Consider the following 24,507-nt stretch of genomic DNA (forward strand, 5'->3'; position numbering starts at 1 on the left):
TGCCTGCGGTGTCTGAGCGCGAGGCGCTGGGACCGTTCCGACGCGCCTCCTCGTGGTCGCGCAGTCTCGCCGGTCCCACTCCGGTCCGGGGAGTTCACACCGGAGACACCCGGACCGGTCCGACGAGTCCCTCCTAATCGGTCGGCCGAACCAGGTTCGCGAGCGTCACGAGCACGCCGAGTGCCCAGCCGACCGGCACGGAGACGCCGAGCCAGAGCAGCACGTAGGCGACGCCGGTGAGGTCGTACTCGGTGCGGAGGTACTCGTTGATGCCGCCGACGGCGAAGACGTTGTCGAGGAACCAGATGGCGAGCGACTCGCTCTCGGTGAACACGAGCTCGCCGAGTGCGGGCGAGTAGAACGCCGCGACGACCGGCGGGAGGAACACGGCGGTCGTCGCGAACGGGTAGGCGAGGACGACCGTCGTCACACGCCCGCCGACGCGTGAGAAGCCGAGCGCGAGTCCCGCGGAGAGGGTCGCGACGCTGGCGGCGGCGACGACGGCGAGGAAGCCCGTGAAGGTGAACCGGACCCAGGCCGCGGCCGACAGCGCGCCCCAGAGCAGCGCGACGAGGAGCACGGTGCCGACGAGCCCGAGTGCCGAGGTGAGGTCGTCCAGCCGGTAGGCGTTGTACCGGGCGACGACGCCGGCGAGCGCGAACGGGTAGACGAGTGCGACGGCGACCGCGCCGACGGCCGCCCAGCCGTTGTACGCGAGCTTGCCGCTCGTCGTCTCGGGTTTCCACTTGCCGAGGACGGACTCGTCGGCACCGCGCTGTCGCGGGAAGAACAGCTCCATCCAGGTCTCGTGCAGTCGCTTCAGGTCGACGCCCACTGCTCCGACGAACCCGGCCATATCAGTTCGGTTCGCCCCCGTGGCGTTTTACTTTTCGGCTGGTACCGGCAGGGTAGTCCGCTCCTACCAGGGCGCGAAGTCGGGGTCGACCGCCCGCTCGCGCTCGTCGATGGCGTCGATGGCCGCCACGTCGTCCGCGTCGAGGTCGACCGACAGCGACGTCCAGTTGTCGCGGATGTGGTCCTCGCTCGTCGCCTTCGGGATGACGGTGACGCCCTTCTCGCGGAGCCACGCGAGGCTGACCGCGGCCGCACTGGCGTCGTGCTTCTCGGCGACGCGCTGTACCTCGGGCACGTCGAACACCCTCCCGCGGGCCAGCGGCGAGTACGCGACCACGTTCACGCCGGCGTCGTCGCAGTGCGCGCGCAGCTCCTCCTGCGGGAGCAGCGGGTGGCACTCGAACTGGTTCGCGAACACGTCCGCGTCCAGCGTCTCGATGGCCTCGTCGACGTGCTCGGGCTCGAAGTTCGAGACGCCGACGTTCTTCACCTTGCCCCCGTCGACGAGCTGGTCGAGCGCCGACAGCGTGCCCTCCGGGTCGTACTCGCCCGACGGCCAGTGGACGTACAGCAGGTCCACGTAGTCGACGCCGAGCTTCTCCAGGCTCGCCTCGGTGCTCGAGAGCACGTCGTCGTGTGCGAGGTTGCTGATCCACACCTTCGTCGCCAGGAACACGTCCTCGCGGTCGACGTCGGCCTGCGCGATGCCGTCGCCGACGGCGGCCTCGTTGCCGTATGCCTGTGCGGTGTCGATGTGGCGGTAGCCCATCTCCAGTGCGGTCGCGACGCTGTCGGCGCACTGGTCGTGGTCCTCGTTCTGCCAGGTGCCGAGGCCGAGCACCGGCATCCCGTCGGCGGTTGGGACGCTATCCGGGGTGAGTGTATCCTGAGACATCGTACCCGAAACCAGGCGTCTGACGTGGAAAGGGGTTGTGGATTCGGCGAGGGTGTCGCGGCGGTCGCCAGCCCACCAACGTGGCGCGCGTCACAGGGCTGCCGCTGTCCGGTGGATACCGACGGATCAGAAGAACACGAGCCTCAGTCGCTGATGAACTTGTTGTCCCGCCAGTTCACGCCGCTGTTGGCGGCCTGGCCCTCGGAGCGACCCTCGACGACCTCGATGGAGGCCGGGCGGTCCTCGCCGTCGACGATGCGGGTCGCGTCGAGGTCGCCGTCGTGGGCCGTGATGGCGGTCAGCGTGCCCTTCTCGGCCTCGCGGGCGATGGCACACAGCACGAGGAACATCTCGTACTGGAGCAGCGAGTTCTGGAGCACCGTCTCGCGGTCGCCCTTGAACGCCGCGAACTCGACGAGTTCGGAGGGGATTTCCTCCTCCTCTTCCTCGTCGCCCCAGCGCGGACCGCGATGCTGGTCCTCGGGTTCCTCCTCGTACACCCGGTTCTCGACGACACTGGCCTTCAGCTGCGCGGTGGGCGTGTACTTGCTCACCGACTTGTCCGCCGAGATCGCCTTGAGAATGAGGGTGTTGTTGCGTCGTGTGATGTCTACCGATTCGATGCCGTCTGGAAGCTCCGGGTCGTCCGAGAGGAACTCTCGAACGTCTTCGAGGGGAAGTTCCAGTGTCGAATGGAGCCTGAATACCTGACCGGAGTTTTCTGCTGACATGGTAAATGGGGGGGTGTGACGACGTGTCCGCTGGCCGTTCGTTCGGTCTCTACTAGGGGCGTTGCGCTTAAATGACCTGCTGTTTATTTCCGACCATTTCTCGGTAAAACCCCGCCGTTCAGGCGTCGAGGGTCGACCGGAGTTCGCCGCGTTCGTCCAGTTCCGCCAGCACGTCGCTGCCGCCGACGAACTCACCGTCGACGAACGTCTGCGGGATGGTCTCCCAGCCGGAGTGCTCCGAGAGCGCGGCCCGGAACTCCTCGAGGGACTCCAGGGTGTCGACGGTCTCGAACTCCTCGCGGTACTGGCCGATGAGCCCGAGCGCCCGGTCCGAGTAGCCGCACTGGGGCATCATCTCGGTGCCCTTCATGAACAGGACGACCTCGTTCTCCTCGATGGCCGTCCGCACGCGCTCGTCGACCTCCTCCTGCGGGAGGCTCTGGTTCGGGTCGAAGGTCATGACTGCTCGTAGGGGTGGCGCGCGGAAAGAAGTTACGTCAGTCGGTGAGAGGTGGATTGCGGGTCGTGTCGTTCACTGGCGGTGGACATCCGGTCGGTCGGCTGGTCGACAGAGACCACGGTGCCCGAGCGCGACGCGCTCAGACTCGCGGGAGTTTCGCTCTCGCGTCGCTCGTCCGTCGCGCGGAACGGTCGCGCCCGACGGCCGGTCGCGAATCCAGCCTACTTGTAGCTGAGTGCCGTACGTGTGCCCATGCCGAAGTTCGTGCTGTACGGTGGGAAGGGCGGCGTCGGGAAGACATCCTGTGCGGCCGCGACGGGCCTCGCCCTCGCCCGGGCGGGCGAGCGCACGCTGGTGGTCTCGACGGACCCGGCGCACTCACTGGGAGACGCGCTCGGTGTCGAACTCGGCGGCGAGCCGACCGAGGTCACGGAGAACCTCTGGGCCGTCGAGGCCGACCCGGAGGCGGGACAGGCGCAGTACGAGCGGGTCGTCCGCGCGCTGGCCGCCGAGTTCAGACGGGCGGGGCTCGACCTCTCGGAGGCCGACGTGGACCGGCTGTTCGAGGCGGGGTTCGTCCCGGGGAGCGACGAGGTGGCGTCGCTCTCGTTCTTCCTCGACTACGACGCGGACCGGTGGGACCGGGTGGTGTTCGACACGGCCCCGACCGGACACACCCTGCGGCTGCTGACGCTCCCGGACGTGCTCGGCGAAGGGCTCTCGACGGCGATGCAGATCCGCGGGGAGGTGCGCCAGCTGGTCGACCGTGCGCGCAGCGTCGTCTTCGGCCCGGCGGCGTTCTGGGGGAGCGACGACGACGCCGAGGACATCGAGTCGTTCCGTGCGGACCTGCAGGCGGTCTCGGAGCTCCTGCGTGACCCGGCACGCACCGAGTTCAGGGTGGTGCTGCTGCCCGAGACGCTGGCAATCGAGGAGAGCGACCGGCTGGTCGAGCGCCTGCACCGGTTCGAGGTGCCCGTGGAGACGCTGGTCGTGAACCGGGTGCTCGAGTCGGCCGACGAGGACTGCGAGCGCTGTCGGGCGCGTGCGGAGAGCCACGAGCGGCACCTCGACGAGATACGCGATCGGTTCGACGGGATGGAGATTCAGGTACTGCCCGACCTGGGTCCAGAAGCGTACGGAGCGGACGCGCTCGACCGGCTGGCCGAGCGGATCGATATCTGAGCTACTCCTCGCTGCCGACGGAGATGACCTGGAACAGCGAGTAGACGGGTACGCCCTCGACCTCGTCGAGCCCCTGCTTGTCGACGAGGACGCAGGCCGCGACGGGGTTGCCGCCCTCGTCCTGGATGGCTTCGATGGTCTCGGTCATCGTCGTCCCCGAGGTGATGGTGTCGTCGACGACGTAGCAGTCGCGGTCGCGGATCTGCGCGAAGTTGCGCGAGAAGGAGCCGCCGACGTCGGTGTCGAGCTCGCCCTCGTCCCACTGGTGCTTGCTGGGGGCGTAGCTCGAGAGGTCGGTGTCGAGCTCGCTGGCGATGTGCGTGGCGATGGGCGCGCCCGCCTTCTCGATGCCGACGGTGAGGTCGACGTCGTCTCCCTGTTTCGCGAGGAGGTCGGCCATCGCGCTCGTGACGGCTTCGAGCCGGTAGCTGTCGCGGCCGACGGCGGACCAGTCGACGTGGATGTCCTGCGGGCCACCGGTCGGGGCGGCGATGTCGTTCGTGGCCGGGGTCGCGGAGCCGCCGGCGCGCTCGACCAGCCAGGAGGCGGTCTCGCGGGAGACGTTCAGCTCGTCCGCGATCTCGCCCTTGGAGTGGCCGTGCTCGGCCAGCTCCGCGGCGCTCTCGATGAGGTCGTCGACGTTCTTCATATAGCACCGAGTTCGACCGCGGTTTTTATAGTGCTGTCGTCGGTCGCAAATGCGGCGTCGAGTTCGTCGAGACCGTAGACGCCGGTGACGAGGTCGTCGACGAACGACGCCGGGAACGAGTCGAGTCGGTCGATGGCCGCCCGGAAGTGGCCGACGTGGGAGTTGACGCTGCCGACGAGCGCCTTGTTGTGGAGCACGAACTCGCGGTGGAGCCGGCCGCCGTCGACCTCGAACGTCCAGTCGGTGGGGACACCCAGCAGCGCGCCGACGCCGTTGGGCGCGAGCGCGTCGATGGTGTCGAAGGCGTGCTTCGCGTAGCCGGTGGCCTCGTAGACGAAGTCGACGGGCTCGTGGACCGACGCGAACTCGGAGACGGGCGTCTCCCGCGAGTCGACGTACGTCGCGCCGAGGTCCTCGATGATGTCGATGCTGGGGTCGGGGCGGTCGCGCCGGCCGAGACAGTAGAGCTGGTCGAACCCGTCGCTGCCGTCGAGCATCGCGAGCGTCAGCAGGCCGAGGCTGCCGTTGCCCAGCACGAGCGCGGAGTCGGGCTCCCAGTCGAAGGCGGAGCGGGCTGCGAAGGCGTGCTCGAACGCCTTCTCCGAGATGCTGATGGGTTCCGCCAGGAATCCGAGGTCGGCCAGCTCGCGGGGGAGCGAGACGAGACAGTCCGCGGGGCTGGTGAAGTACTCGCTCATGAAGCCGTGCGCGCCGACGATGCCGCGCTCGACGTACTCGCCGTCGGGTGCCATGTCGGGCTCGCCGCGCTCGAAGTACCCGTTCGTGCCGCTCGGTGGAGCTCGCCGGACCGTCGGGACCACCACGTCACCCGCCTCGAGTTCGGTTCCGTTCGGGTCGTCGACGACGCCCACCGCCTCGTGGCCCAGTACGAGGTGGTCCTCGCCGTCGGGGTAGCCGCCGTGGCTGCCCTCGATGACTTCGTGGTCGGTGCCGTCGATGCCGACCCGGAGCGTGCGGACGAGCGCCTCGCCCGGTCCCGGCTCCGGGCGTGGCTTCTCCACGACCTCGGGTTCCCTTCCGTCACGACGCACTGCGACTGCGTGCATGTCAGCCCCAACGACCCCCCGAGACAAAAGATTTATTCTGTCGCGAGTAAAGTATTGGCCACGGTGGGCGGTCGCCACCTGTGACGCGAGGACGACACCGGCAGCACCCACAGTCACTCCAGTCACGGTCCGTGCCATCTCGACCGGCCACCGTTTTCCCCCTCTCCCCCACTCCCTTTCATACCGCTTCCACTCGATCACACTCCCATGGAACGATACGACCTGCTGTACAGACTGTACGACGAGTTCGACACGGAGACGCTCCGGGAGTACCAGGAGTTCGTCGACCTCTTCCCGGCCGTCGACTCCCGCGTCGCCCTCGAGCACTGGCAGGACGCCAGCGAGGAACTCGACGCACGCAAGGGCGAGATCCGCGACGCGTTCGTCCCCGGCGAGACGTTCGCCGAGGTCGCCGCACACGCCACCCGCGACCAGGCGTTCACCGCGCTCGACCTCCTCTCCACCTACGACCGCGCCATCAACGTCCTCGTGCTCGACGTGGACGAGACGCTTCGCTCCGCCGGCAACACCGACAACGAGATACCCCGGGACACGCTCCACCGGCTCACCGAGTTCCACGAGAGCGGCGTCCCCATCGTCATCTGCACCGGCCAGACCCTGGAGAACGTCAAGGGGTTCATGATCCAGGGACTCGGAAGCGAGGTCGTCCACTCGGGCGACCTCAGCATCGTCTACGAGTCCGGCAACGGCGTCTTCACGCCCGGCCACGGTGCCGAGACCAAGCGCCTGCTGTACGAGGGCCTCGACGAGTTCGTCCGAGCAGTGTTCGACGACGTGCGAGCCCGCGCCCTGACCGAGGCCCCCGAGGACGTCCGCCATGGCTGTCACCTCCAGGGCAACGAGTTCAACGTCACGCTCAAGCCCAACTACGAGACCGGCAGCGAGCGCGCCCGGGAGATCATCGACACCGCGCTCGGCTACCAGCTCCACCTGCTCGGCACCGCGGTCGCCCGCGCCGCCGACGCCGACCTCGACGAGGACGACGCCGTCGGCTGGGCGCGGACCTACTACGCCGACGCCGACCCCGAGATCCGCGGAGTGCTCGAACGCGAGGGCGAGTACGAGGCTCGCGACCTCGATTCGATCCCCGACGTGCTGGCCGACGCGTTCGACCGCGTCGACGTGGCCTACTACGAGGCCGACGCCGCCGAGATATCGAGTCTCGAACTCAACAAGGTCGCCGGCGTCGAGGCCGCCCTCTCGGTGCTCGGCGTCGACGACCCGTTCGCGCTCGTCATGGGCGACTCCAAGACCGACCTGCGCGTGATGCGCTGGGCCGAGGAGCACGATGCCGGCATCGCCGCTGCGCCCGACCACGCCTCCTCCGACGTGCTGGAGCACGTGCTCTCCACTGACGAGCTGGTGTTCGACCGCGGCAAGTCGGCGGAGTTGCTGGGCACCGCGTACGCGATGAACTGTCTCGCGAGCCTGGACTGAGATTCATTTCTGTTTCTACGTCTCGATCGTCGGGCCGTACCACCTGGTCTGGAGCTGCAGGTGATTCGAACAGCCAGACAGCCCCCGACCGTTCGGCTCCCGGGAGCCGTGCGAGACTCCTCCGTCGTCTCGCTGTCCTCCGTTCGCTGCGCTCACGGAGACCGCGCTGCGGTCCTCGTGCCTGCGGTCCTTGCGGGCTCCGGGTTCGCCGAGCGGTCGGCCCCATTCAGTCCCACCGTCGGAGCAAGCTCCGACGAGCCCCCGTTCGCTCGCAAGCTCGCTCACGGGGACACCCGACCGCACAGCACCGCACCTCATACCTCCCCAGCCTCCTGCATCTCCGGAAATCAGAGATTTCCGGCGTGCTCACGAAACGCAAGCGTTTCGTGACCGATGCTCGCAAGCTGCGCTCCTCGTCCACTGCGAGAGCAAGCTCTCGCAAGCCTTCGGTCGCACGCTCCCGAAGACCTCGCGCGAGCGTCGGCGAGACACGCTCGCTGCGCTTACGGGTCGCAGGCTCCCCGTTCGCATCGCGGGTCTCGCTGGCGCTCGCCCCGCGCACCGCTCGCGGTCTCGCCAGACCGCGCGCCACCCGGTTGGTCGGTCGTCGAAACGAACTGATGGCCAGTCCAGCACCCGAACAGTCAAAGCCGGCCCGGACGAAACAGCCGTCCATGAGCGACCTCTTCGAGTACGTACTGGGGTTCAGGCGGCTGCTCGCGACCATCGCGGGGCTCGGGCTGCTCCTGCTGGCGCTGCTCGCACTGGTCGTCGAGGGGCGGACCGCGACGGTCGCCATCTACCTCGTCATCTCCGGCGTGCTGTTGCTGGCGGGCATCGCCGTCGTGTACCTCCGGGTGCTCTCGAAGGAGAGTTCGGAGATCCGGACGCCGCCGGAGGAGTGGGAGCGACGCGAGCCGAAGGAGTAGAGCGGTTCCGAGCGCGAGTGAGGAACCGCTGGAGAGCGAGCGGGGAGGGACGACGCGCGAGCAGTAGAGCGGTTCTCGCCGTGCGCACGGGCCACAGGCTCCCCCGTTCGCAATCGCGGTTCTCGCTCGCTAGCGCTCACTCCGAACCGCGCACGGAGCAAAGTTTTACTAAGCAGCGAGTAAACACATCTTCCATGGGTATCGATTACACGCAGCTTCACGACCCGAACGCGGAGTACACGATGCGGGAGCTCTCCGCGGGGACGATGGGCGTGACACGCGAGCGCGGCGGCGACCGCGACGTCGAGATAACGGACGTACAGACGACGATGGTCGACGGGAACTTCCCGTGGACGCTCGTGCGAATCTACACCGACGCCGGCGTCGTCGGCACCGGCGAGGCGTACTGGGGTGCTGGCGTCCCCGAACTCATCGAGCGGATGAAGCCGTTCGTCGTCGGGGAGAACCCGCTGGACATCGACCGCCTCTACGAGCATCTCATCCAGAAGATGTCCGGCGAGGGGTCGGTCGAGGGCATCACCGTCACCGCCATCGCCGGCATCGAGGTCGCGCTGCACGACCTCGCCGGGAAGATACTCGAGGTGCCGGCGTACCAGCTCCTCGGCGGGAAGTACCGCGACGAGGTGCGCGTCTACTGCGACTGCCACACCGAGGAAGAGGCCGACCCGGAGGCCTGTGCCGACGAGGCAGAGCGCGTCGTCGAGGAGCTCGGCTACGACGCGCTGAAGTTCGACCTCGACGTGCCGTCGGGGCTGGAGAAGGACCGCGCGAACCGGCACCTCCGTCCCGGTGAGATCCGCCACAAGGCGGAGATCGTCGAGCAGGTCACCGAGCGCGTGAAGGACCGCGCCGACGTGGCGTTCGACTGCCACTGGACGTTCTCCGGTGGGTCGGCGAAGCGCCTCGCCAGCGCCATCGAGGAGTACGACGTCTGGTGGCTGGAGGACCCCGTGCCGCCGGAGAACCTCGGCGTACAGAAGGAGGTCACGGGGTCGACCATCACCCCCATCACGGTCGGGGAGAACCGGTACCGCGTGACCGAGGAACGCCGCCTCATCGAGGAGCAGGCCGTCGACATCGTCGCGCCCGACCTCCCGAAGGTCGGCGGGATGCGCGAGACCCGCAAGATCGCGGACGTGGCGAACCAGTACTACGTCCCCGTCGCGATGCACAACGTCTCCTCGCCCGTGGCGACGATGGCCAGCGCACAGGTCGGCGCGGCCATCCCGAACGCGCTCGCCGTCGAGTACCACTCCTACGAGCTCGGCTGGTGGGAGGACCTGGTCGAGGAGGACGTCATCGAGGACGGCTACATCGAGATCCCCGAGGAGCCCGGCCTCGGTCTCACGCTCGACATGGACGCCGTCGCGGCGCACATGGTCGAGGGCGAGACGTTGTTCGACGTGGCGTAGGAGAGCTACGTTTCGTCGGGCCTGCGACCCGCCTCACTCGTCGACGTCGGCGTACTGTCGGACAAGGCCGCAGTTCGGGCACAAGAACGTCTCGACGGTCGTCTGTTCCTCGACGCCGATCTTCCCGAGCAAGCCCTCGCGTTTCTCGCCGGTACGAACGTGCGGGTTCCATGCGTCATTCATGCCGAACTCCACCGGGTCCATCGAGATGTTGCAGTCCGGACAGCTTCGGTGCATGTGTGACCGTATCCACAGGCGACAGGTCAGTATTTCGGAACCTCCGTCGGCCCTCGTAAAACAAACTGGTTTTCGATAATTCAACTTAGTTAGCGTTTTGTACCGTTCACGCGGAGTCCCCTCTATGCCACAGCAGCGCGGCCACGAGACGACGCTCCGGGAGTCGTTCACCGAGATGAGCGAGATTCTGATGCCGAACAGCACGAACAACCTCGGGCGCGCCCTCGGTGGGGCGGTCCTGCACTGGATGGACATCTGCGGGGCCATCGCCGCGCGGCGGTTCTCACGGCGACAAGTCGTCACGGCGTCGATGGACCACGTCGACTTCATCGCACCCATCGAACTCGGCGACATCGTCACCGTCACGGCCTACGTCTTCGACACCGGTCGGACCAGCATGGACGTGAAGGTCGACGTGCTGGCCGAGCGCCCGAGCCAGGGCGAGCGGGCGGAGACCGCGAGTTCGTTCTTCAGCTTCGTCGCACTCGACGCCGGCGAACGGCCGACAGAGATCCCGGCGCTCAGGTGCCCCACGGACGAGCAGCGCGGACTCCGCGACGACGCGCTGGCGGCGCGGCGACAGCGGCGACGTGAACTCGCGGTGGAGGGGGCCGTAGAACAAACTGGCTTTCAATAGTTCAAATCTATTGGGGAAGGCTTATACCGGCCGCCCCTGACACCACATATTGCGACTGCCCCGCCCCGTCCCCCAGATGTGGGGGTTCGAAGCGACCCGTAGTGACAACCATGGACTGCCCGAACTGCGACCACGACCCGACGAACGTCGTCGACACGGGCACGACCACCGATGGAACCGCCGTTCGGCGACGCCGCGAGTGTGCCGCCTGCTCGTTCCGGTTCACGACCTACGAGCGGACCGAGTGGGAATCGCTCCGCGTCGAGAAGCGCGACGGCAGCGTCGAGCCGTTCGACCGCGAGAAGCTCCGGACCGGTATCGAGCGCGCCGTCGAGAAGCGCCCGGTCGACGCCGGTGACGTTGCCACCCTCGTCGACGAGGTCGAGGCGGACCTGCTGGACGAGGACGGCCGCGTCGTCACGTCCGAACGGGTCGGCGCACTCGTCTCCGAGCGCCTGCGATCGGTCGACCAGGTTGCCTACGTCCGTTTCGTCTCGGTCTACCGGGCGTTCTCGGACCCGGCGGCGTTCCGACGGGCACTCGACGCAGTGCTGGGCGACGACGCGGGCGACGTAGCGTACGACGGGGGCGGGCAGTCACACGGACAGACCGATTTCGACACATGAGTCAGCAACAGACACAGACGACGACGGTCCGGTCGATCCTCGACCGGGCGCGAGACGACGACGCACAGCTACCGACCGACGAGACCGTCGAGACGCTCGTCGAGGAGATCGAACGGAACCTCTACGACGGGGCCGGGACCGACGAGGTGTACGAGGCGACCATCCAGTCGCTGACGGCGCGAATCGAGCGCGAACCGGGGTTCAAACGGGTCGCGGCCGACGTGTTCCGACAGCGGTACTACCGCGAGCTCGTCGGCACCGACGAGACGGGCTTCGAACTCGACCGGGCGTACCGGCGGACCTTCGTCGAGAACGTCGAGCGAGGGGTCGAACTGGATCTGCTCGACGAGCGACTCCTGGACCGGTTCGACCTCGACGCGCTGGCGGACGCGCTCGTCCTCGAACGCGACGAACGGTTCGAGTACATGGCGATGGACACGCTCGCCCAGCGCTACTTCCTCAGGACGGAGGAGGGCGGTGAGCACCTCGAGCTCCCGCAGGCGTTCTGGATGCGCGTGGCGATGGGGCTGGCCGTCGAGGAGGACGATCCACAGGCCCGCGCGCTGGAGTTCTACGAGGTGCTCTCGAAACTGGAGTTCACGCCCTCCTCGCCGACGCTCTTTCACAGCGGGACGACCCACCCGCAACTCTCCTCGTGCTACCTGACGACGGTCGAGGACGACCTCGAACACATCTTCGACTCGTACAAGCACCACGCACAGCTCTCGAAGTGGAGCGGCGGCCTCGGCAACGACTGGACGAACCTCCGTGCGGCCGGCGCGCTCATCGAGAGCACGGGCGTCGAGTCCACCGGCACCGTCCCGTTCCTCAAGATATCGAACGACGTGACCGCGGCCATCAACCGCTCGGGCAAGCGCCGCGGCGCGGCCTGTGCCTACCTGGAGTGCTGGCACCTCGACTTCCCTGCGTTCTGTGACCTCCGGCGGAACACGGGCGACGAACGCCGGCGCACCCACGACATGAACACCGCGGCGTGGATCCCCGACCTGTTCATGGAGCGCGTGGCGGCCGACGAGGAGTGGACGCTGTTCAGCCCAGACGAGGTGCCCGAACTCCACGGGCTATACGGCAACGAGTTCGCCGAGCGGTACCGCGAGTACGAGGCCGCCGCGGACGCCGGCGAGCTCCGGCAGTTCGAGCGCGTCGACGCCGCGGAGCTCTGGCGCACGATGCTCACCCGGCTGTTCGAGACGGGCCACCCGTGGCTGACGTTCAAGGACCCCTGCAACGTCCGGTCGCCGCAGGACCACGTCGGCACCGTCCACTCCTCGAACCTCTGCACCGAGATCACGCTGAACACGAGCGCCGACGAGCACGCCGTCTGCAACCTCGGTTCGGTGAACCTCGCGACGCACGTCGAGGACGGGGCGCTGGACCGCGACCGCCTCGCCGACACCGTCGAGACGGGGATGCGGATGCTCGACAACGTCGTCGACCTCTGTTTCTACCCGACCGAACAGGCCGAGCACGCGAACATGCAACATCGACCGGTCGGGCTCGGCGTGATGGGCTTCCACGACGCGCTCATGCAACTGGAGGTTCCGATGGCAGGCGAGAAGGCGGTCGAGCTCGCGAACCGCTGGCAGGAGTTCGTCTCCTACCACACCATCCTCAACAGCTCCCGGCTGGCGAGAGAGCGCGGGCCGTACCCGAGCTACGAGGGGTCGAAGTGGGACCGCGGGCTGCTCCCACAGGACACCGTCGACCTGCTCGAGGCGGAGCGCGGCCGCGACATCCCGACCGACCGCACGGAGACGCTGGACTGGTCGGTCGTCCGCGAGCACGTCGACACCCACGGGATGCGCAACTCGAACACGATGGCCATCGCGCCGACTGCGACCATCTCGACCATCAACGGGACGACCCCGTCTATCGAGCCGATTTACTCCAACCTCTACGTGAAGTCCAACATGTCCGGCGACTTCACGGTCGTCAACGACCAGCTCGTCGCCGACCTGCAGGCGCAGGGGCTCTGGGACGACGAGCTGGTCGACCGAATCAAGTTCCACGACGGCTCCATCCAGGAGATTCCCGAGATACCGGCCGAGACCCGCGAACTGTACCGCGGCGCGTTCGAGATCGACCCCCGGCACCAGCTCCGGCTCACCGCCCACCGGGGGACGTGGATCGACCAGTCCGTCTCGCACAACGTCTTCTTCCCGTCGACCGACGGCTCGCTGCTCGGCGACGTCTACCGCACCGCGTGGGAGCTCGGCCTGAAGACGACGTACTACCTCCGCACCCTCGGAGCCTCCCAGATAGAGAAGTCGACGCTCGACATGGGCGAGTACGGTCGCACGCAGTACCGCGATGACGGCCCGGGCGAGGCCGACCGCGACGGGCCCGCCGCCGACGGCGGCCGCGACGTGGCCGACGACGCCGGCAACGCAACCGACGACGAGCTCTGTCGCGTCGAGGACCCGACCTGCGACGCCTGCCAGTGATTTCGCACCCACCAACACCGACAAATGCCACTCATCGACACCGACGCCGAACACGACCCGAACAAGATACTGCCCATCGACTACGACTGGGCCCGCGAGTACTACACCGCGGGCGTCGCCAACAACTGGGTGCCCGCCGAGATACCGATGCAGGACGACGTCTCCCAGTGGAACGGCGACGGGCTCACCGACGCCGAGCGCCAGCTCGTCGAGTGGAACCTCGGCTTCTTCTCGACGGCGGAGTCGCTCACCGCGAACAACATCGTCCTCGCGCTGTACGAGTACGTCACCGCGCCGGAGTGCCGCCAGTACCTGCTCCGGCAGGCCTACGAGGAGGCCATCCACACGGACACGTTCATCTACTGCTGTGACACGCTCGGCTTCGACCCCGACTACCTCTACGGGATGTACGACCGGGTGCCCGCCATCCGGGAGAAGGACGAGTTCGTCGTCGACCTCACGCAGGTGCTCGACGACCCCGGGTTCACCATCGAGAGCGACGAGGACGTGCGCGCACTGCTGCGCGACCTCGTCGGCTTCTACGTCATCATGGAGGGCATCTTCTTCTACGCCGGCTTCGCGATGATGCTCGGGCTGAAGCGCCAGGGGAAGATGGTCGGCATCGGCCAGCAGTTCGAGTACATCATGCGCGACGAGTCGCTGCACGTCGGTTTCGGGGTGGACCTCGTCCAGCAGATCCGGACCGAACATCCGGACGTCTGGACCGACGCGTTCGGCGAGGAGGTCGTCGACCTCGTCACCCGGGCCGTCGAGCTGGAGCAGATATACGCCCGCGAGGCGTGCCCCGACGAGATACTCGGCATGGGCCCCGAACAGTTCGCCGAGTACGTCGAGCACGTCGCGGACCGGCGGCTCGGCCAGCTCGACCTGCCCGAGCAGTACGGCACCGACAACCCGTTCCCGTGGCTGTCCGAGCAGGTCGACCTCAACAGGGAGAAGAACTTCTTCGAGACGCAGGTGACGGAGTACCAGAGCGGCGGCAACCTCGACTGGTAGGCCGTCACTCTACGGGGTGCGTATCGAACCGGGGACGCGTGTCATGCCGACGCTGTCACATGTAGCCGAGGTCGCGCAGGCGCTCCATCAGGTCCTCCTTGTCCTGGGCGCGACCGGCGCGCTCGGTCGTGTTCTCCAGGTCCTGCAGCCACGCGGGCTCCTGTTCCGCCTTCTCCGTGGAGACCTCGCTGCCGAGGCTGCGGAAGCCCTCGAAGTACTTCGGCGAGACGGGGATGTCCTCGTGGGTCAGCCCGTTCGGCAGGTCGTCGTAGTCCTGCGGGACGTAGCCCTCGTCGGGGTAGCCCTCGACCGTCTCCGGCACGACGAAGTGCCAGAAGGCGTCCCAGACGTCCGCCTCGGCGAACTGGAGGATGGGCTGGATGCGGTCGTGCGGCGGGTAGATGTCGGGGTCGTGGCGCGGGCTGAAGAACGTCTCGTCCGCGCGGGCCTCCTGCTCGTCCCAGCGGATGCCCGAGATGATGCCGTCGATGTTCTCCGATTCGAGCGTGTCGTTCAGCGCCACCGTCTTCAGCAGGTGGTTGCCGACGTAGGTGTCGAGCAGGAACGGGAACGTGTCCTCCTCGTACTCCAGGATGTTCCGGATGTGGTGCTGGTTGTGCTCGCTGAGCGCGTCGACCGGGATGTCGTCGCCCGGGGTGAGGCCGTTCTCGTCGACGTAGTCGCCCACGTCGGTGTTGCGGGCGTACACCACTTCGAGGTCCCACTCGTCGGCCCACCGCTCGACGAACTGCATCAGCTCGTCGAAGTGCTGGAAGTGGTCGATGAAGACCGTCGTCGGCAGGTCGTAGCCGTGCTTCTCGGCGACCTCCTTGACGAAGTACAGCGTGAGCGTCGAGTCCTTCCCGCCCGTCCACATCACGGCGGGGTTCTCGTACTGTTCGAGGCCCTTCTGGGTGACTTCGAGCGCCTTCTCGATCTTGTGCTCGATGGACGGGTAGGTCGCGGGTGTCTCACCTTCGCCGTCCGTGTAGTCGACGTCGAGGTAGTCGGGGAACTCGCTCATGTAATTAGATGTAATTACAGACTCGCAAAAGTGTCTTTTGGGTTCGAGTCGACAGTCGGTCGCGACAGTATCTAACAGCAAAACGAACGATCTCACACAAAGTATATGCTGACCACCAGTCGTGCGCTAGATGAAAATCGAAGAGCGCGACGGGTAACGCATGAACAGGAGAACGGTGTTACGTCTGTCCTTGATCGGTCTTCCGACGATTTCCGGATGTACCGAAGCCGGTGATAGCCGGGGTACGACTGGTATCGACACCAACACCTGTCGTGAACAGTACATCGTTCCAGACATCCAGATAGAGAACCAGACCAACACGGAGGAGACGGTACACGTCGAAATTCGTGGTGAATCGGAGGACGAGAGTGACGTACTGTTCTCGAACACGTATCAGGTACCGCCGGACACCGTTGCAGAGGAGTCGGGACGGATATTCAAAGAGAACGAGGGTCCGTTCGACACGTACCGGGCCGAAATCAGTTCGGGGGACGAGGCGCAGTCCATGGACGTACGCTCGGTCGCAGCGGAACCATCCCTGCACAGTGTACGCGTCATCCTGAGCGATTCTGGAATGACCGTTCGGGACCATCACGCCGACCCAGGTGAGGACTACAATCCGAACTGCTACTGATTCTTGTTCAGCGATTTCACCTCCCCCATAGCCAGTAACACCGCCTGAAACGTCCTCGTCTGAGAGATGGATCACGGTTCCCCCGGGTATCGGGCTGACCGAATCCACTCGGTTTGTCACTGGATCGGCAGGTCATCCATCGCCCGCAGTTCCGCCACCAGAACCCATTAGCCTCGTCGCCGCCACGTCCGTCGTATGCCATACGACATCGAGCGCTATCTCAACGTCCGGAGCGCCTACGGGGCGTCGTTCGGGCCCGAAGGCGAGCGCGTCTCCTTCCTGATGGACACCACGGGCACGCCACAGGTCTGGTCGGTCGACGGCGCGGGTGAGTGGCCACACCAGCGCACGTTCGAGGACGAGCGCGTCGGCTTCGCGTCGTGGTCGCCGGAGCGCGACGAACTGGTCTACGGGATGGACCAGGGCGGCAACGAACGGATGCAGTTCTTCCGGCTCTCGGGCGACGGTAGCGAGGAGGTCGCACTCACCGCACATCCGGACGCCAAGCACCGCTGGGGCGGCTGGAGCCACGACGGCGAACGGTTCGCGTTCGCGTCGAACCGTCGCGACGAGCGCGTCTTCGACATCTACGTGCAGGGCCGCGACGAGACGGGCAACGACGCGACGCTCGTCCACGAGGGCGACGGCTGGCTGAGCGTCGGCGGCTGGAGCCCGGACGACGACCGGCTCATCGTCTCGCAGGCGTACTCGAACTACGACCAGGACCTGTACGTGCTCGACATCGAATCGGGCGAACTGGACCACCTGACTCCCCACGATGGCAACGTCCGCTACACCAGCGCGTCGTGGGGGCCCGACGGCGACGCGCTCTACTGCTGCACCGACGAGGACTCGGACACGCTGTCTCTCGCCCGGCTGGACCTCGACACCGGCGACCTCGAGACGGTCGTCGACGGCGGCGACTGGAGCATCGACGGCGTCGCGCTCGACGACGAGACGGGTAGACTGGTCTACTCGCGCAACGTCGACGGCTACACCGAGCTGACGGTCGGCGAGCTCGCGGGCGAGACGGACATCGAGGAGCTCCCGTCGCCGGACCTCCCGGGAGGTGTCGCCGGCGGTGTCTCCTGGGGTCCCGACGCCGAGAAGTTCGCACTCACCGCGACGGGCGCTGCGGTGAACACGAACGTCTACGTCGTCGAGACGGAGACGGGCGAGACCGAACGCTGGACCTACGCCGCGACGGCGGGCATCCCCGAGTCGTCGTTCCGCGAGCCCGAACTCGTCCACGTCGAGAGCTTCGACGGGCTCGACGTGCCGGGGTTCCTCACGCTCCCCGACGGCGCGTCCGCGGACGACCCGGTCCCCGTCATCGTCTCTATCCACGGCGGCCCAGAGGCCCAGCGCCGCCCGTCGTTCAACCCCGTCAAGCAGTACTACCTGAACCGCGGCTACGGCTACTTCGAGCCGAACGTGCGCGGCTCGGCCGGCTACGGGAAGGCGTACAGCCACCTCGACGACGTCCGCAACCGGATGGACTCCGTCGCGGACATCGACGCCTGCGTGGACTGGCTGGCGGCCCACGACGCCGTCGACGCGGACCGGCTCGTCGCCATGGGGGGCTCCTACGGCGGCTTCATGGTCCTCGCGAGTCTCGTCGAGTCGCCCGAGCGGTGGGCGGCCGGCGTCGACATCGTCGGCATCGCCAACTTCGTCACGTTCCTGGAGAACACCGGCGAGTGGCGGCGCGAGCTCCGCGAGGCCGAGTACGGCTCGCTCGAAGACGACCGCGAGTTCCTCCAGTCCATCTCGCCGACGGCGAACGTCGAGGCCATCCGGTCGCCCCTGTTCGTCATCCACGGCGAGAACGACCCGCGCGTGCCCGTCGGCGAGGCCCACCAGATCGTCGAGGGCGCACGCGAGCAGGGCGTCACCGTCCGCGAGCTCGTCTTCGAGGACGAGGGCCACGGGCTGACGAAGCTGGAGAACAGGGTGGAAGCCCACACCGCGGTCGCGGAGTTCCTCGCCGAGCACGTCTGAGGCGGCGGTGCACTACTGCAACGGACGGGTGATGTTTTCCGACCGGCCTCCGAAGAACTCGACATGGACCCGCCGGAGACGCTCTCCCGCCGCCGCCTGCTTGCCAGCACGTCGACCGTCGGCGCACTGGCCGCCCTGGCCGGCTGCACGGAGGGCGAGGACGCCGGGCCGGAGACCCCGGACGTGGGGACGACGGCACCGGGTGGCGGGTCGGACACGACCGCGAACGGCGACGTCGACGGGACGGCCGGCCCCGGGACGACCGACGGTTCCGGTACCGACGAACTCGACCTCCGCGAGGCGAACGTCGTCGGCGTCTCGTTCGAGGGCGGGGACGGGACGTACACCTTCGACGTGACGCTCCACCACGACGACGACGGCGAGGACGGCTACGCGAACTGGTGGCAGGTCGAGCGGCTGGACGGCACCCAGCTCGGCCGTCGCGAGCTGCTGCACGCACACTCCCAGCAGCCGTTCACCCGGTCCGATACCGTCGAGATTCCTGCCGACGTGAACTGCGTCGTCGTCCGTGGTCACGACCAGACCCACGGCTACGGCGGCGTGGCGATGCTGGTGAGCCTCGAGTCGGGCGCGACTCGACAGGTCGACCAGAGTTCGGAGCCACGTTCGTTCGAGGCGGGCGACTGTCCCTGAGTGTTCCAGCGGGGGTGTGCCGGACGGTCACCGATCCCGACTCGAACAACACCCGCGCCAGCCGGGCCACTACTCCCCGAGATAGTACCGGTCGTAGAACAGCAACAGCCCGAGGAACGCGATGACGAACACGACGCCCGTGAGGATGGCCACCGGGATGCCTCGGCCGAGGCCAGTCCCGGACACCACCACCTCCGTGACTGCTGCGGCGACCAGTGCCGAGGCGAAGAAGCTCCCGACGAGGAACAGCAGATTCCCGAGATACGACGGTTCCCCGGTTGCATCGCTGGACATATGCACCGGTAGCGAGCTGTAGGGACAAAACACCCCTTGCCCGTGGAGGATCGCGACGGGTCGATGCTGAAAAGCGGTTTCCGGTCGAGCCGTCCACCTCACCCAGCAGGCCACCCGTCGAACACCCGATGCGCTCTTGTGTGCCACGCTCGACTGGCCCGATATGGGATCGCGCGAGATCATCGCAGGTGTGGTGGCCGGGATCGTGGTCGTCGCCCTGCTGGCCGTCGGCGTCGGCTGGGAGCAGGTGCTCGACGGGGTGCTCGCCGCCGACAAGCCCCTGTTCGGGCTGGCACTGCTCGCCGGCTTCGGCTCCATCGTCGCCTGGGGGCTCTCCGTCTACGCGCTCGTGCGTCCGGTCCCGGACGCGCCGGGGCTCCGGCGGTTCGGCCACCTCTACCTCGCAGCGGTCTTCGTCAAACAGGCGATTCCCTTCGGCGTCGCGGGCGGTGCGGCGGTCCTCGCGTACGTCATCTCCCGGTACTCCGACACCACCATCGAGCGGACGCTGCTCGCGACGACGGTCGCCGGCTTCCTCAGCACGGTCGCCTCGGCACTCGTCGCCGGACTCGGGTTGCTGTTCGTCCTGCTCACCCGTCCCATCCCGCAGTGGATACTCCAGCTGACCGTGGCGCTGGCGATCGGACTGCTGATGCTCATCGTCGTCGTGACGGCCTTCGCGATCTGGCCCGTCATCCTCCGGCGGTCGACGGTCCGGTTCGCGGGGACGATCCACCCGACGGTCTCGTGGCTGTCGGCGCGCGTCGGGAGGCTCATCGAGCCCACGCAGGTCCGCGCGCGGCTGGACCGGTTCATCGAAACTGGCGAGGTCATCGCACGGGACCCCCGGGCCGTCGTGGGGTCGTTCGCCGCGGCGGTGCTCGCGTGGGTGTTCACCGCGGCCGCATTGAGCTTCTCGCTGGCGGCGGTCGGCAGCCCGGGACCGCTGTCGGTCTCCGCGTTCGCGGTCACGGTCTCCGGGGTCGCGACGGCCGTCCCGCTCCCGGGTGGTCTCGGCGGCGTCGAGGCCACGCTGTCGGCGATCGTCACCGTGCTGACCGGTGACCGGGTGGCCACGGTGAGCGCCGGAATCGTCGTCTTTCGGCTCGCGACGTTCTGGCTCCGCCTGGTCGTCGGCGGCCCCGCCGGGCTGACGGTGCTCGGGCGCTACGGCTCCGGCTCCCGGGCGCTTGACGAACTCGACGAGATAGAGGAGGGCGTCGGCGACGCGAGCCAGGCGAGCGAGTAGCCTACTCGATGACGCCGGTCTTCCGGGCGGTCTCCCACGCGGCCTCCTCGCTCATGCCGTCGCCGAGGATGGTGTATCGGTCGCGGATCTCGTGGCAGGTCGTCAGCGCCTCGACCACCGTCTCCGGCGCGATGCCGAGTTCGTCGGCGGTCGTCGGTGCGTCGATGCTCCGGAGCGCGTCGCGGATGTCCGTCCAGAAGCCGCGGTCGCCGCCGTGGAGGTACGCCGTCAGGATGGAGCCGACGCCGACCTGGTGACCGTGCAGTGCGGGCTCCGGCGCGATGCGGTCGAGCTGGTGCGAGAACAGGTGTTCTGCACCCGAGGCGGGCCGGGACGAGCCCGCGATGGACATCGCGACACCCGAGGAGACCAGCGCCTTCGTCACGACCCACGAGGACTCCTCCAGCCCCGGCCGCACCGAGTCCGCGTTGTCGACGAGTATCTCGGCGGTCATCTCCGAGAGCGCCGCCGCGTACTCGGAGTACGGCACGTCCTTCAGCCGGTTCGCGAGCCGCCAGTCCATCACCGCGGTGTAGTTCGAGATGATGTCCGCACAGCCCGCGGTCGTCAGCTCCCAGGGGGCCTCCGCGAGCACCTCCGTGTCCGCGACGACGGCCAGCGGTGGGTCCGCCGCGACGCTGTGTCGGGTGTCGCCCTCCGGCACCGAGCCGCGGCCGGAGACGATGCCGTCGTGGCTCGCGGCCGTCGGGACCGACACGAAGCCGAGTCCGACGTGGTCGGCGGCCATCTTCGCGATGTCGATGGCCTTCCCGCCGCCGACGCCGAGCAGGAACCCGGGCTCCGTCGCCTCCGCCCGTTCGATGACCCGCTCGACCGACTCGAACGTGGCCTCTTCGACCACGACGACCTCCGACCCCGCGAACTGTGCCTCGATGGCCTCGCCGACCAGCTTCCGGGGCGTCGGGCTCGTCACGACGAGCGGTCGCCCCTGCAGGTGCAGGTCCTCGACGACCTCCGCGGTGCGGTCGACGACGCCGTGGCCGACCACCACGTTCCGCGGCAGCCGGATCCACGTCGATTTGGTGAACATACCCCTACGGTCACCGGCCGGCGGGAAAGGAGTTACGCGACGTGTGTCGGTGGTGTAGAGCAGGGGGAGCGGCGCTCAGGTCGGCGAATCGGTCCCGAACCTGTCGCCTGGTGCTGTGGCGAGGGCCGGAACGACGTGAGGGCCGCAACGAGGTGGGGGGTCGAGCCGTCAGGGACGGTCTGGCTGGTGCCGTCGTCGGCGATCCCAACGACTGACACGAGGAACCCCGGTCTCGTGCTCCGACCCGAGACAGCAGCCCCGACTCAGCCGTCCAGCAGCCCGAGCTCGCGAAGCTCCAGCTCCAACGCCGCTTCGTCGGCAGCGTCCATCCGTCGCAGCGGCGAGCGAAGTGGTCCGGCGTCGAACCCCTGCAGCGAGAGCGCGGCCTTCACGCCGGCCATGTACGGCCCGCGCTTCAGCGCCGACCGCACGTCGTACACCTGGCTCTGCAGCTCCTGCGCCCGGTCCTCGTCGCCTGCGTCGTACGCCTCGAACAGGTCGACGACGAGCTCGGGGAAGGCGTTGGCGACGGCCGAGACCATGCCCGCACAGCCGACCTCGAGCCCGGGGAACAGCAGCGAGTCGGAGCCGGAGAGGAACGTCAGCGCGGGGTGGTCGTCGATGGCCTGGCCGAGCCACGGCACGTCCTTGCTGGAGTCCTTGACGCCGACGAGGCCGGGGATCTCGGCCAGCTCGGCCACGGTGTCGAGTGCGAGGGAGTTGCCGGTCTTCGAGGGGATGTGGTAGACGTAGGTCGGGAGGTCGACGGCGTCGCAGACGCGGCGGTAGTGCTCGACGGCACCCGCCCCGTCGAGCGGGTAGTAGAACGGTGTCACGACGACGATGCCGTCCGCGCCGGCGTCGGCGGCGGCCTCGGCGCGGGCGACGGTCCGGCGGGTGCTGGGTGCGCCGACGCCCGCGATGACGGGCACGTCGTCGCCGACCTCCTCGACGACCGCACGGACGACGCGGTCGCGTTCCTCGCCGGAGAGCAGCGCGAACTCGCCGTTGGTGCCGAGCGGGAAGACGCCGTGTGCGCCGCCCTCGACGACGAACCGGGCGTGGGCCGCCGTCGCCTCGTAGTCGACCGTCTCGTCGTCGTGGAACGCCGTCACCGTCGGCGGGACGACGCCGTGGATGCCGAGTGGGTCGTCGGTGCCGGGCGCGGGAGCGTTCGAAGCCATGTTGACGTACTAACGCGGATTCGAGTTAATAGTTCCTACGACGCGCGGCGCTCGACGAACCGTCGGTACAGCGGCCGGGCGACCAGCGCGAGCGCGAGCACGCCGGCACCGACGAGCACGAGCGGGTTGACGGAGCTGCCGGTGGTGACGTTCCGCGCGGAGACACCGATGGCCATGATGGTGAGTATCCACGGGAGCTCGCCGATGAACGTCCCGAGGAGGAACGTTCCGAGGGGGACGTCCGCCAGCCCGGTGCCGTAGGCCACCGCGTCGGCGGGTGCGGGCGAGAGGCGGCCGGCGATGGTGCCCCGGAGGTCGCCCGTCGCGTCGAAGATCTCGTCGCCGGAGCGCCGCAGCCAGCCGAGGATGCCGTCGTCGCGCTTGTACCACCGGCCCGCGTAGTACGCCGGGAGCGCGGTGAGCACGCCGCCGGCCAGCGCGATGGGGAGCCCGGGCCAGCCGAACCGGTAGCCGACGACGAGGGTGAAGGCGGTCACCGGCACCGCGAGGAACGGGCGGACCAGGTAGCCAACCGCGAGGATTCCGACGAACAGCACGTCGTTCTCGACGGCCGCGAGGAGCCCCGGCACGTCGCCCCCGACGGTGAGGCGCGCGAGCACGAGGAGCGAGAGCGCCGCGAGCACGACCGCGACCTGCCGGTATCTTCGTCGCACTATCTGAGCGTGGTGGAGTCCGCACTTGTGGGTTTCGGGAGCAGGTCGGAACCGACGCCGTACTGACGAGTCCGTGCAGTGGGCTCAGTTCGCCAACACCGCGAAGACGACGGGTGACAGACGCTCCGCGAGACGCTTCGTCGTCGAAAACGGTGCGAGATGGGGCGGCTACGTCGCTGTCCCGCCCTACTCGATGGAGAGCCGGACCGTCACGTTGTGGAGCAGGACCGCGTCCGTCTCACGGGCGAGGCGGACGAGCCCCTCCGACGGGCCCTCGACGAGTCGCGGCTCGCCCTCGTCGTCCTCCACGACCCCGGCGACGGCATCTGCCATCCCCGGCTCGACTGGCGCACAGTCGAGCACCACCGGGTCGTCGGCGTCGGTCGGCTCCAGCGAGAGGACGTACCAGACCCGGCGCGAGAAGAACTCGGCGTCGGTCTGTTGCAGTTCGCGACCCTGGTACACCTCGCCGTCGAGGCGGACGTAGCCCTCCGCGAGGAGGGTCCGGGCCCACGTCCCGAGTTCGGTCTCGGGGTACACCTCGGCGGGGTCGCTCCCGGTCGCGTTGCGGACGAACTCGCGCTGTGCGCCCGTGAGGTCGCTCCCGTCGACGACCGTCGCGTCGTCGGGTACCGACTCCGCCGGGGCGGCCTCGAACTGCATCCGGTAGCGGCCGCCCGCCTGCACGTCGACCGAGTAGGTACCGTCGACGCCGTCGGTGCCGCGGAGTGCGACGGTTTCGAAGGCCGCGAGGTCGGGCGACGGCGGCTGGTTCACGAGCATCGGGTAGTGACCGCGGACCGCCTCGTCGTCACGCGCGGCGTCGACGAGCAGGCTCCGCAGTCCCTCGGGCAGGACCCGGATGGAGTCGTACGCGCCGAACTCGTCCACGATCGTCGCCCGGACGGCGGGGTCGTCGACGGTCGTCGGTCCCGTCGTCGGTGCCGCGCTCGTCGTGGGGTCCGTCGACGTCGAGCCGTCGACGGCCGGCTGGTCGTCGTCGTCGCCGATGCCCGCACACCCACCGAGGGCGGCCGACGCTGCGGCGACGCTCGCGACGAACGTGCGTCTGGAGGGCATACGTCGAAGGTCCGCGAG

Annotated in this window: 25 protein-coding genes; 12 read left to right on the forward strand and 13 right to left on the reverse strand. The window is 68.1% G+C overall.

From position 1 onward, the window contains the following. Nucleotides 1-133: 133 nt before the first annotated feature. The 4 genes from NO345_RS09315 to NO345_RS09330 form a co-directional block, all read right to left on the reverse strand. On the reverse strand, nucleotides 134-856 hold the full coding sequence (locus tag NO345_RS09315) for a hypothetical protein (protein ID WP_256298569.1): 723 nt from the start codon (nucleotides 854-856) through the stop codon (nucleotides 134-136). 63 nt (nucleotides 857-919) lie between these two features. Beyond that, entirely contained in the window at nucleotides 920-1,750 is an 831-nt protein-coding gene (locus NO345_RS09320) for an aldo/keto reductase (protein ID WP_368407860.1), read from the reverse strand. Between the two features lie 143 nt (nucleotides 1,751-1,893). Beyond that, nucleotides 1,894-2,481, reverse strand: coding sequence for a DUF7110 family protein (locus NO345_RS09325; protein ID WP_256298571.1), 588 nt, complete (start codon nucleotides 2,479-2,481; stop codon nucleotides 1,894-1,896). Between the two features lie 118 nt (nucleotides 2,482-2,599). Beyond that, nucleotides 2,600-2,941 (reverse strand): glutaredoxin family protein, encoded by a 342-nt coding sequence (locus NO345_RS09330; protein ID WP_256298572.1) that lies wholly within the window; start codon nucleotides 2,939-2,941, stop codon nucleotides 2,600-2,602. A 252-nt stretch (nucleotides 2,942-3,193) separates the two neighbouring features. Here NO345_RS09330 and NO345_RS09335 point away from each other — a divergent pair, with 252 nt between their 5' ends. Further along, nucleotides 3,194-4,126, forward strand: a complete 933-nt coding sequence (locus NO345_RS09335) for an ArsA family ATPase (RefSeq protein WP_256298574.1) — start codon at nucleotides 3,194-3,196, stop codon at nucleotides 4,124-4,126. A gap of 1 nt (nucleotide 4,127) precedes the next feature. Here NO345_RS09335 and gfcR read toward each other — a convergent pair whose 3' ends face one another. Next, nucleotides 4,128-4,775, reverse strand: a complete 648-nt coding sequence (gene gfcR, locus NO345_RS09340; RefSeq protein ID WP_256298575.1) for a transcriptional regulator GfcR — start codon at nucleotides 4,773-4,775, stop codon at nucleotides 4,128-4,130. Then, the gene (locus NO345_RS09345; RefSeq protein ID WP_256298577.1) at nucleotides 4,772-5,842 is read right to left on the reverse strand and encodes a glucose 1-dehydrogenase; all 1,071 of its coding nucleotides are present in this window, start codon (nucleotides 5,840-5,842) and stop codon (nucleotides 4,772-4,774) included. The genes gfcR and NO345_RS09345 overlap by 4 nt, the downstream gene beginning before the upstream one ends. 207 nt (nucleotides 5,843-6,049) lie before the next feature. Here NO345_RS09345 and NO345_RS09350 point away from each other — a divergent pair, with 207 nt between their 5' ends. The 3 genes from NO345_RS09350 to NO345_RS09360 all read left to right on the forward strand — a co-directional run bounded on the left by NO345_RS09350 (nucleotide 6,050) and on the right by NO345_RS09360 (nucleotide 9,662). Next, nucleotides 6,050-7,300, forward strand: coding sequence for an HAD family hydrolase (locus tag NO345_RS09350; protein ID WP_256298579.1), 1,251 nt, complete (start codon nucleotides 6,050-6,052; stop codon nucleotides 7,298-7,300). Nucleotides 7,301-7,974: 674 nt separating this feature from the next. After that, on the forward strand, nucleotides 7,975-8,229 hold the full coding sequence (locus tag NO345_RS09355) for a hypothetical protein (RefSeq protein ID WP_256298581.1): 255 nt from the start codon (nucleotides 7,975-7,977) through the stop codon (nucleotides 8,227-8,229). Between the two features lie 194 nt (nucleotides 8,230-8,423). Continuing rightward, a complete protein-coding gene (locus tag NO345_RS09360; protein WP_256298583.1) occupies nucleotides 8,424-9,662 on the forward strand; it encodes a mandelate racemase/muconate lactonizing enzyme family protein in 1,239 nt (412 codons plus the stop codon). A gap of 33 nt (nucleotides 9,663-9,695) precedes the next feature. On the opposite strand, the gene NO345_RS09365 is transcribed toward NO345_RS09360, so the two are convergent. After that, on the reverse strand, nucleotides 9,696-9,899 hold the full coding sequence (locus NO345_RS09365; protein WP_256298585.1) for a hypothetical protein: 204 nt from the start codon (nucleotides 9,897-9,899) through the stop codon (nucleotides 9,696-9,698). 124 nt (nucleotides 9,900-10,023) lie between these two features. Here NO345_RS09365 and NO345_RS09370 point away from each other — a divergent pair, with 124 nt between their 5' ends. From NO345_RS09370 to NO345_RS09385, 4 genes are all read left to right on the forward strand, one after another. Then, nucleotides 10,024-10,536 carry an acyl-CoA thioesterase gene (locus tag NO345_RS09370; protein ID WP_256298587.1) on the forward strand — a complete coding sequence of 171 codons (513 nt, stop codon included), beginning with the start codon at nucleotides 10,024-10,026 and terminating at the stop codon, nucleotides 10,534-10,536. Between the two features lie 110 nt (nucleotides 10,537-10,646). Then, complete coding sequence (gene nrdR / locus NO345_RS09375) at nucleotides 10,647-11,162, forward strand: transcriptional regulator NrdR (protein ID WP_256299560.1); 516 nt, start codon at nucleotides 10,647-10,649, stop codon at nucleotides 11,160-11,162. After that, a complete protein-coding gene (locus NO345_RS09380) occupies nucleotides 11,159-13,627 on the forward strand; it encodes a ribonucleoside-diphosphate reductase subunit alpha (RefSeq protein WP_256298588.1) in 2,469 nt (822 codons plus the stop codon). The genes nrdR and NO345_RS09380 overlap by 4 nt, the downstream gene beginning before the upstream one ends. A gap of 24 nt (nucleotides 13,628-13,651) precedes the next feature. Further along, on the forward strand, nucleotides 13,652-14,644 hold the full coding sequence (locus tag NO345_RS09385) for a ribonucleotide-diphosphate reductase subunit beta (protein WP_256298590.1): 993 nt from the start codon (nucleotides 13,652-13,654) through the stop codon (nucleotides 14,642-14,644). Nucleotides 14,645-14,699: 55 nt separating this feature from the next. On the opposite strand, the gene NO345_RS09390 is transcribed toward NO345_RS09385, so the two are convergent. Beyond that, entirely contained in the window at nucleotides 14,700-15,668 is a 969-nt protein-coding gene (locus NO345_RS09390) for a phosphoadenosine phosphosulfate reductase family protein (protein WP_256298592.1), read from the reverse strand. A gap of 160 nt (nucleotides 15,669-15,828) precedes the next feature. On the opposite strand from NO345_RS09390, the gene NO345_RS09395 reads away from it, so the two are divergent. The 3 genes from NO345_RS09395 to NO345_RS09405 all read left to right on the forward strand — a co-directional run bounded on the left by NO345_RS09395 (nucleotide 15,829) and on the right by NO345_RS09405 (nucleotide 18,957). Further along, a complete protein-coding gene (locus tag NO345_RS09395) occupies nucleotides 15,829-16,302 on the forward strand; it encodes a hypothetical protein (protein ID WP_256298593.1) in 474 nt (157 codons plus the stop codon). Between the two features lie 195 nt (nucleotides 16,303-16,497). Beyond that, nucleotides 16,498-18,303, forward strand: coding sequence for a S9 family peptidase (locus tag NO345_RS09400; RefSeq protein ID WP_256298595.1), 1,806 nt, complete (start codon nucleotides 16,498-16,500; stop codon nucleotides 18,301-18,303). A gap of 63 nt (nucleotides 18,304-18,366) precedes the next feature. Beyond that, on the forward strand, nucleotides 18,367-18,957 hold the full coding sequence (locus tag NO345_RS09405) for a hypothetical protein (RefSeq protein ID WP_256298597.1): 591 nt from the start codon (nucleotides 18,367-18,369) through the stop codon (nucleotides 18,955-18,957). A 69-nt stretch (nucleotides 18,958-19,026) separates the two neighbouring features. Here the strand turns inward: NO345_RS09405 and NO345_RS09410 are convergent, their stop codons facing one another. Further along, nucleotides 19,027-19,251: a hypothetical protein gene (locus NO345_RS09410; protein ID WP_256298598.1), complete on the reverse strand. Its 225-nt coding sequence runs from the start codon at nucleotides 19,249-19,251 to the stop codon at nucleotides 19,027-19,029. Nucleotides 19,252-19,414: 163 nt separating this feature from the next. On the opposite strand from NO345_RS09410, the gene NO345_RS09415 reads away from it, so the two are divergent. Then, complete coding sequence (locus NO345_RS09415) at nucleotides 19,415-20,500, forward strand: lysylphosphatidylglycerol synthase transmembrane domain-containing protein (RefSeq protein WP_256298600.1); 1,086 nt, start codon at nucleotides 19,415-19,417, stop codon at nucleotides 20,498-20,500. 1 nt (nucleotide 20,501) lies between these two features. Here the strand turns inward: NO345_RS09415 and NO345_RS09420 are convergent, their stop codons facing one another. From NO345_RS09420 to NO345_RS09435, 4 genes are all read right to left on the reverse strand, one after another. Next, nucleotides 20,502-21,551: an NAD(P)-dependent glycerol-1-phosphate dehydrogenase gene (locus NO345_RS09420; protein ID WP_256298602.1), complete on the reverse strand. Its 1,050-nt coding sequence runs from the start codon at nucleotides 21,549-21,551 to the stop codon at nucleotides 20,502-20,504. A gap of 263 nt (nucleotides 21,552-21,814) precedes the next feature. After that, nucleotides 21,815-22,735 carry a dihydrodipicolinate synthase family protein gene (locus NO345_RS09425; protein WP_256298604.1) on the reverse strand — a complete coding sequence of 307 codons (921 nt, stop codon included), beginning with the start codon at nucleotides 22,733-22,735 and terminating at the stop codon, nucleotides 21,815-21,817. Between the two features lie 35 nt (nucleotides 22,736-22,770). After that, nucleotides 22,771-23,409 (reverse strand): TVP38/TMEM64 family protein, encoded by a 639-nt coding sequence (locus NO345_RS09430; protein ID WP_256298606.1) that lies wholly within the window; start codon nucleotides 23,407-23,409, stop codon nucleotides 22,771-22,773. Between the two features lie 186 nt (nucleotides 23,410-23,595). Next, nucleotides 23,596-24,489 (reverse strand): DUF7979 domain-containing protein, encoded by an 894-nt coding sequence (locus tag NO345_RS09435; RefSeq protein WP_256298608.1) that lies wholly within the window; start codon nucleotides 24,487-24,489, stop codon nucleotides 23,596-23,598. Between the last annotated feature and the right edge of the window lie 18 nt (nucleotides 24,490-24,507).

Source organism: Haloarchaeobius salinus (assembly GCF_024464185.1).
Lineage (GTDB): Archaea > Halobacteriota > Halobacteria > Halobacteriales > Natrialbaceae > Haloarchaeobius > Haloarchaeobius salinus.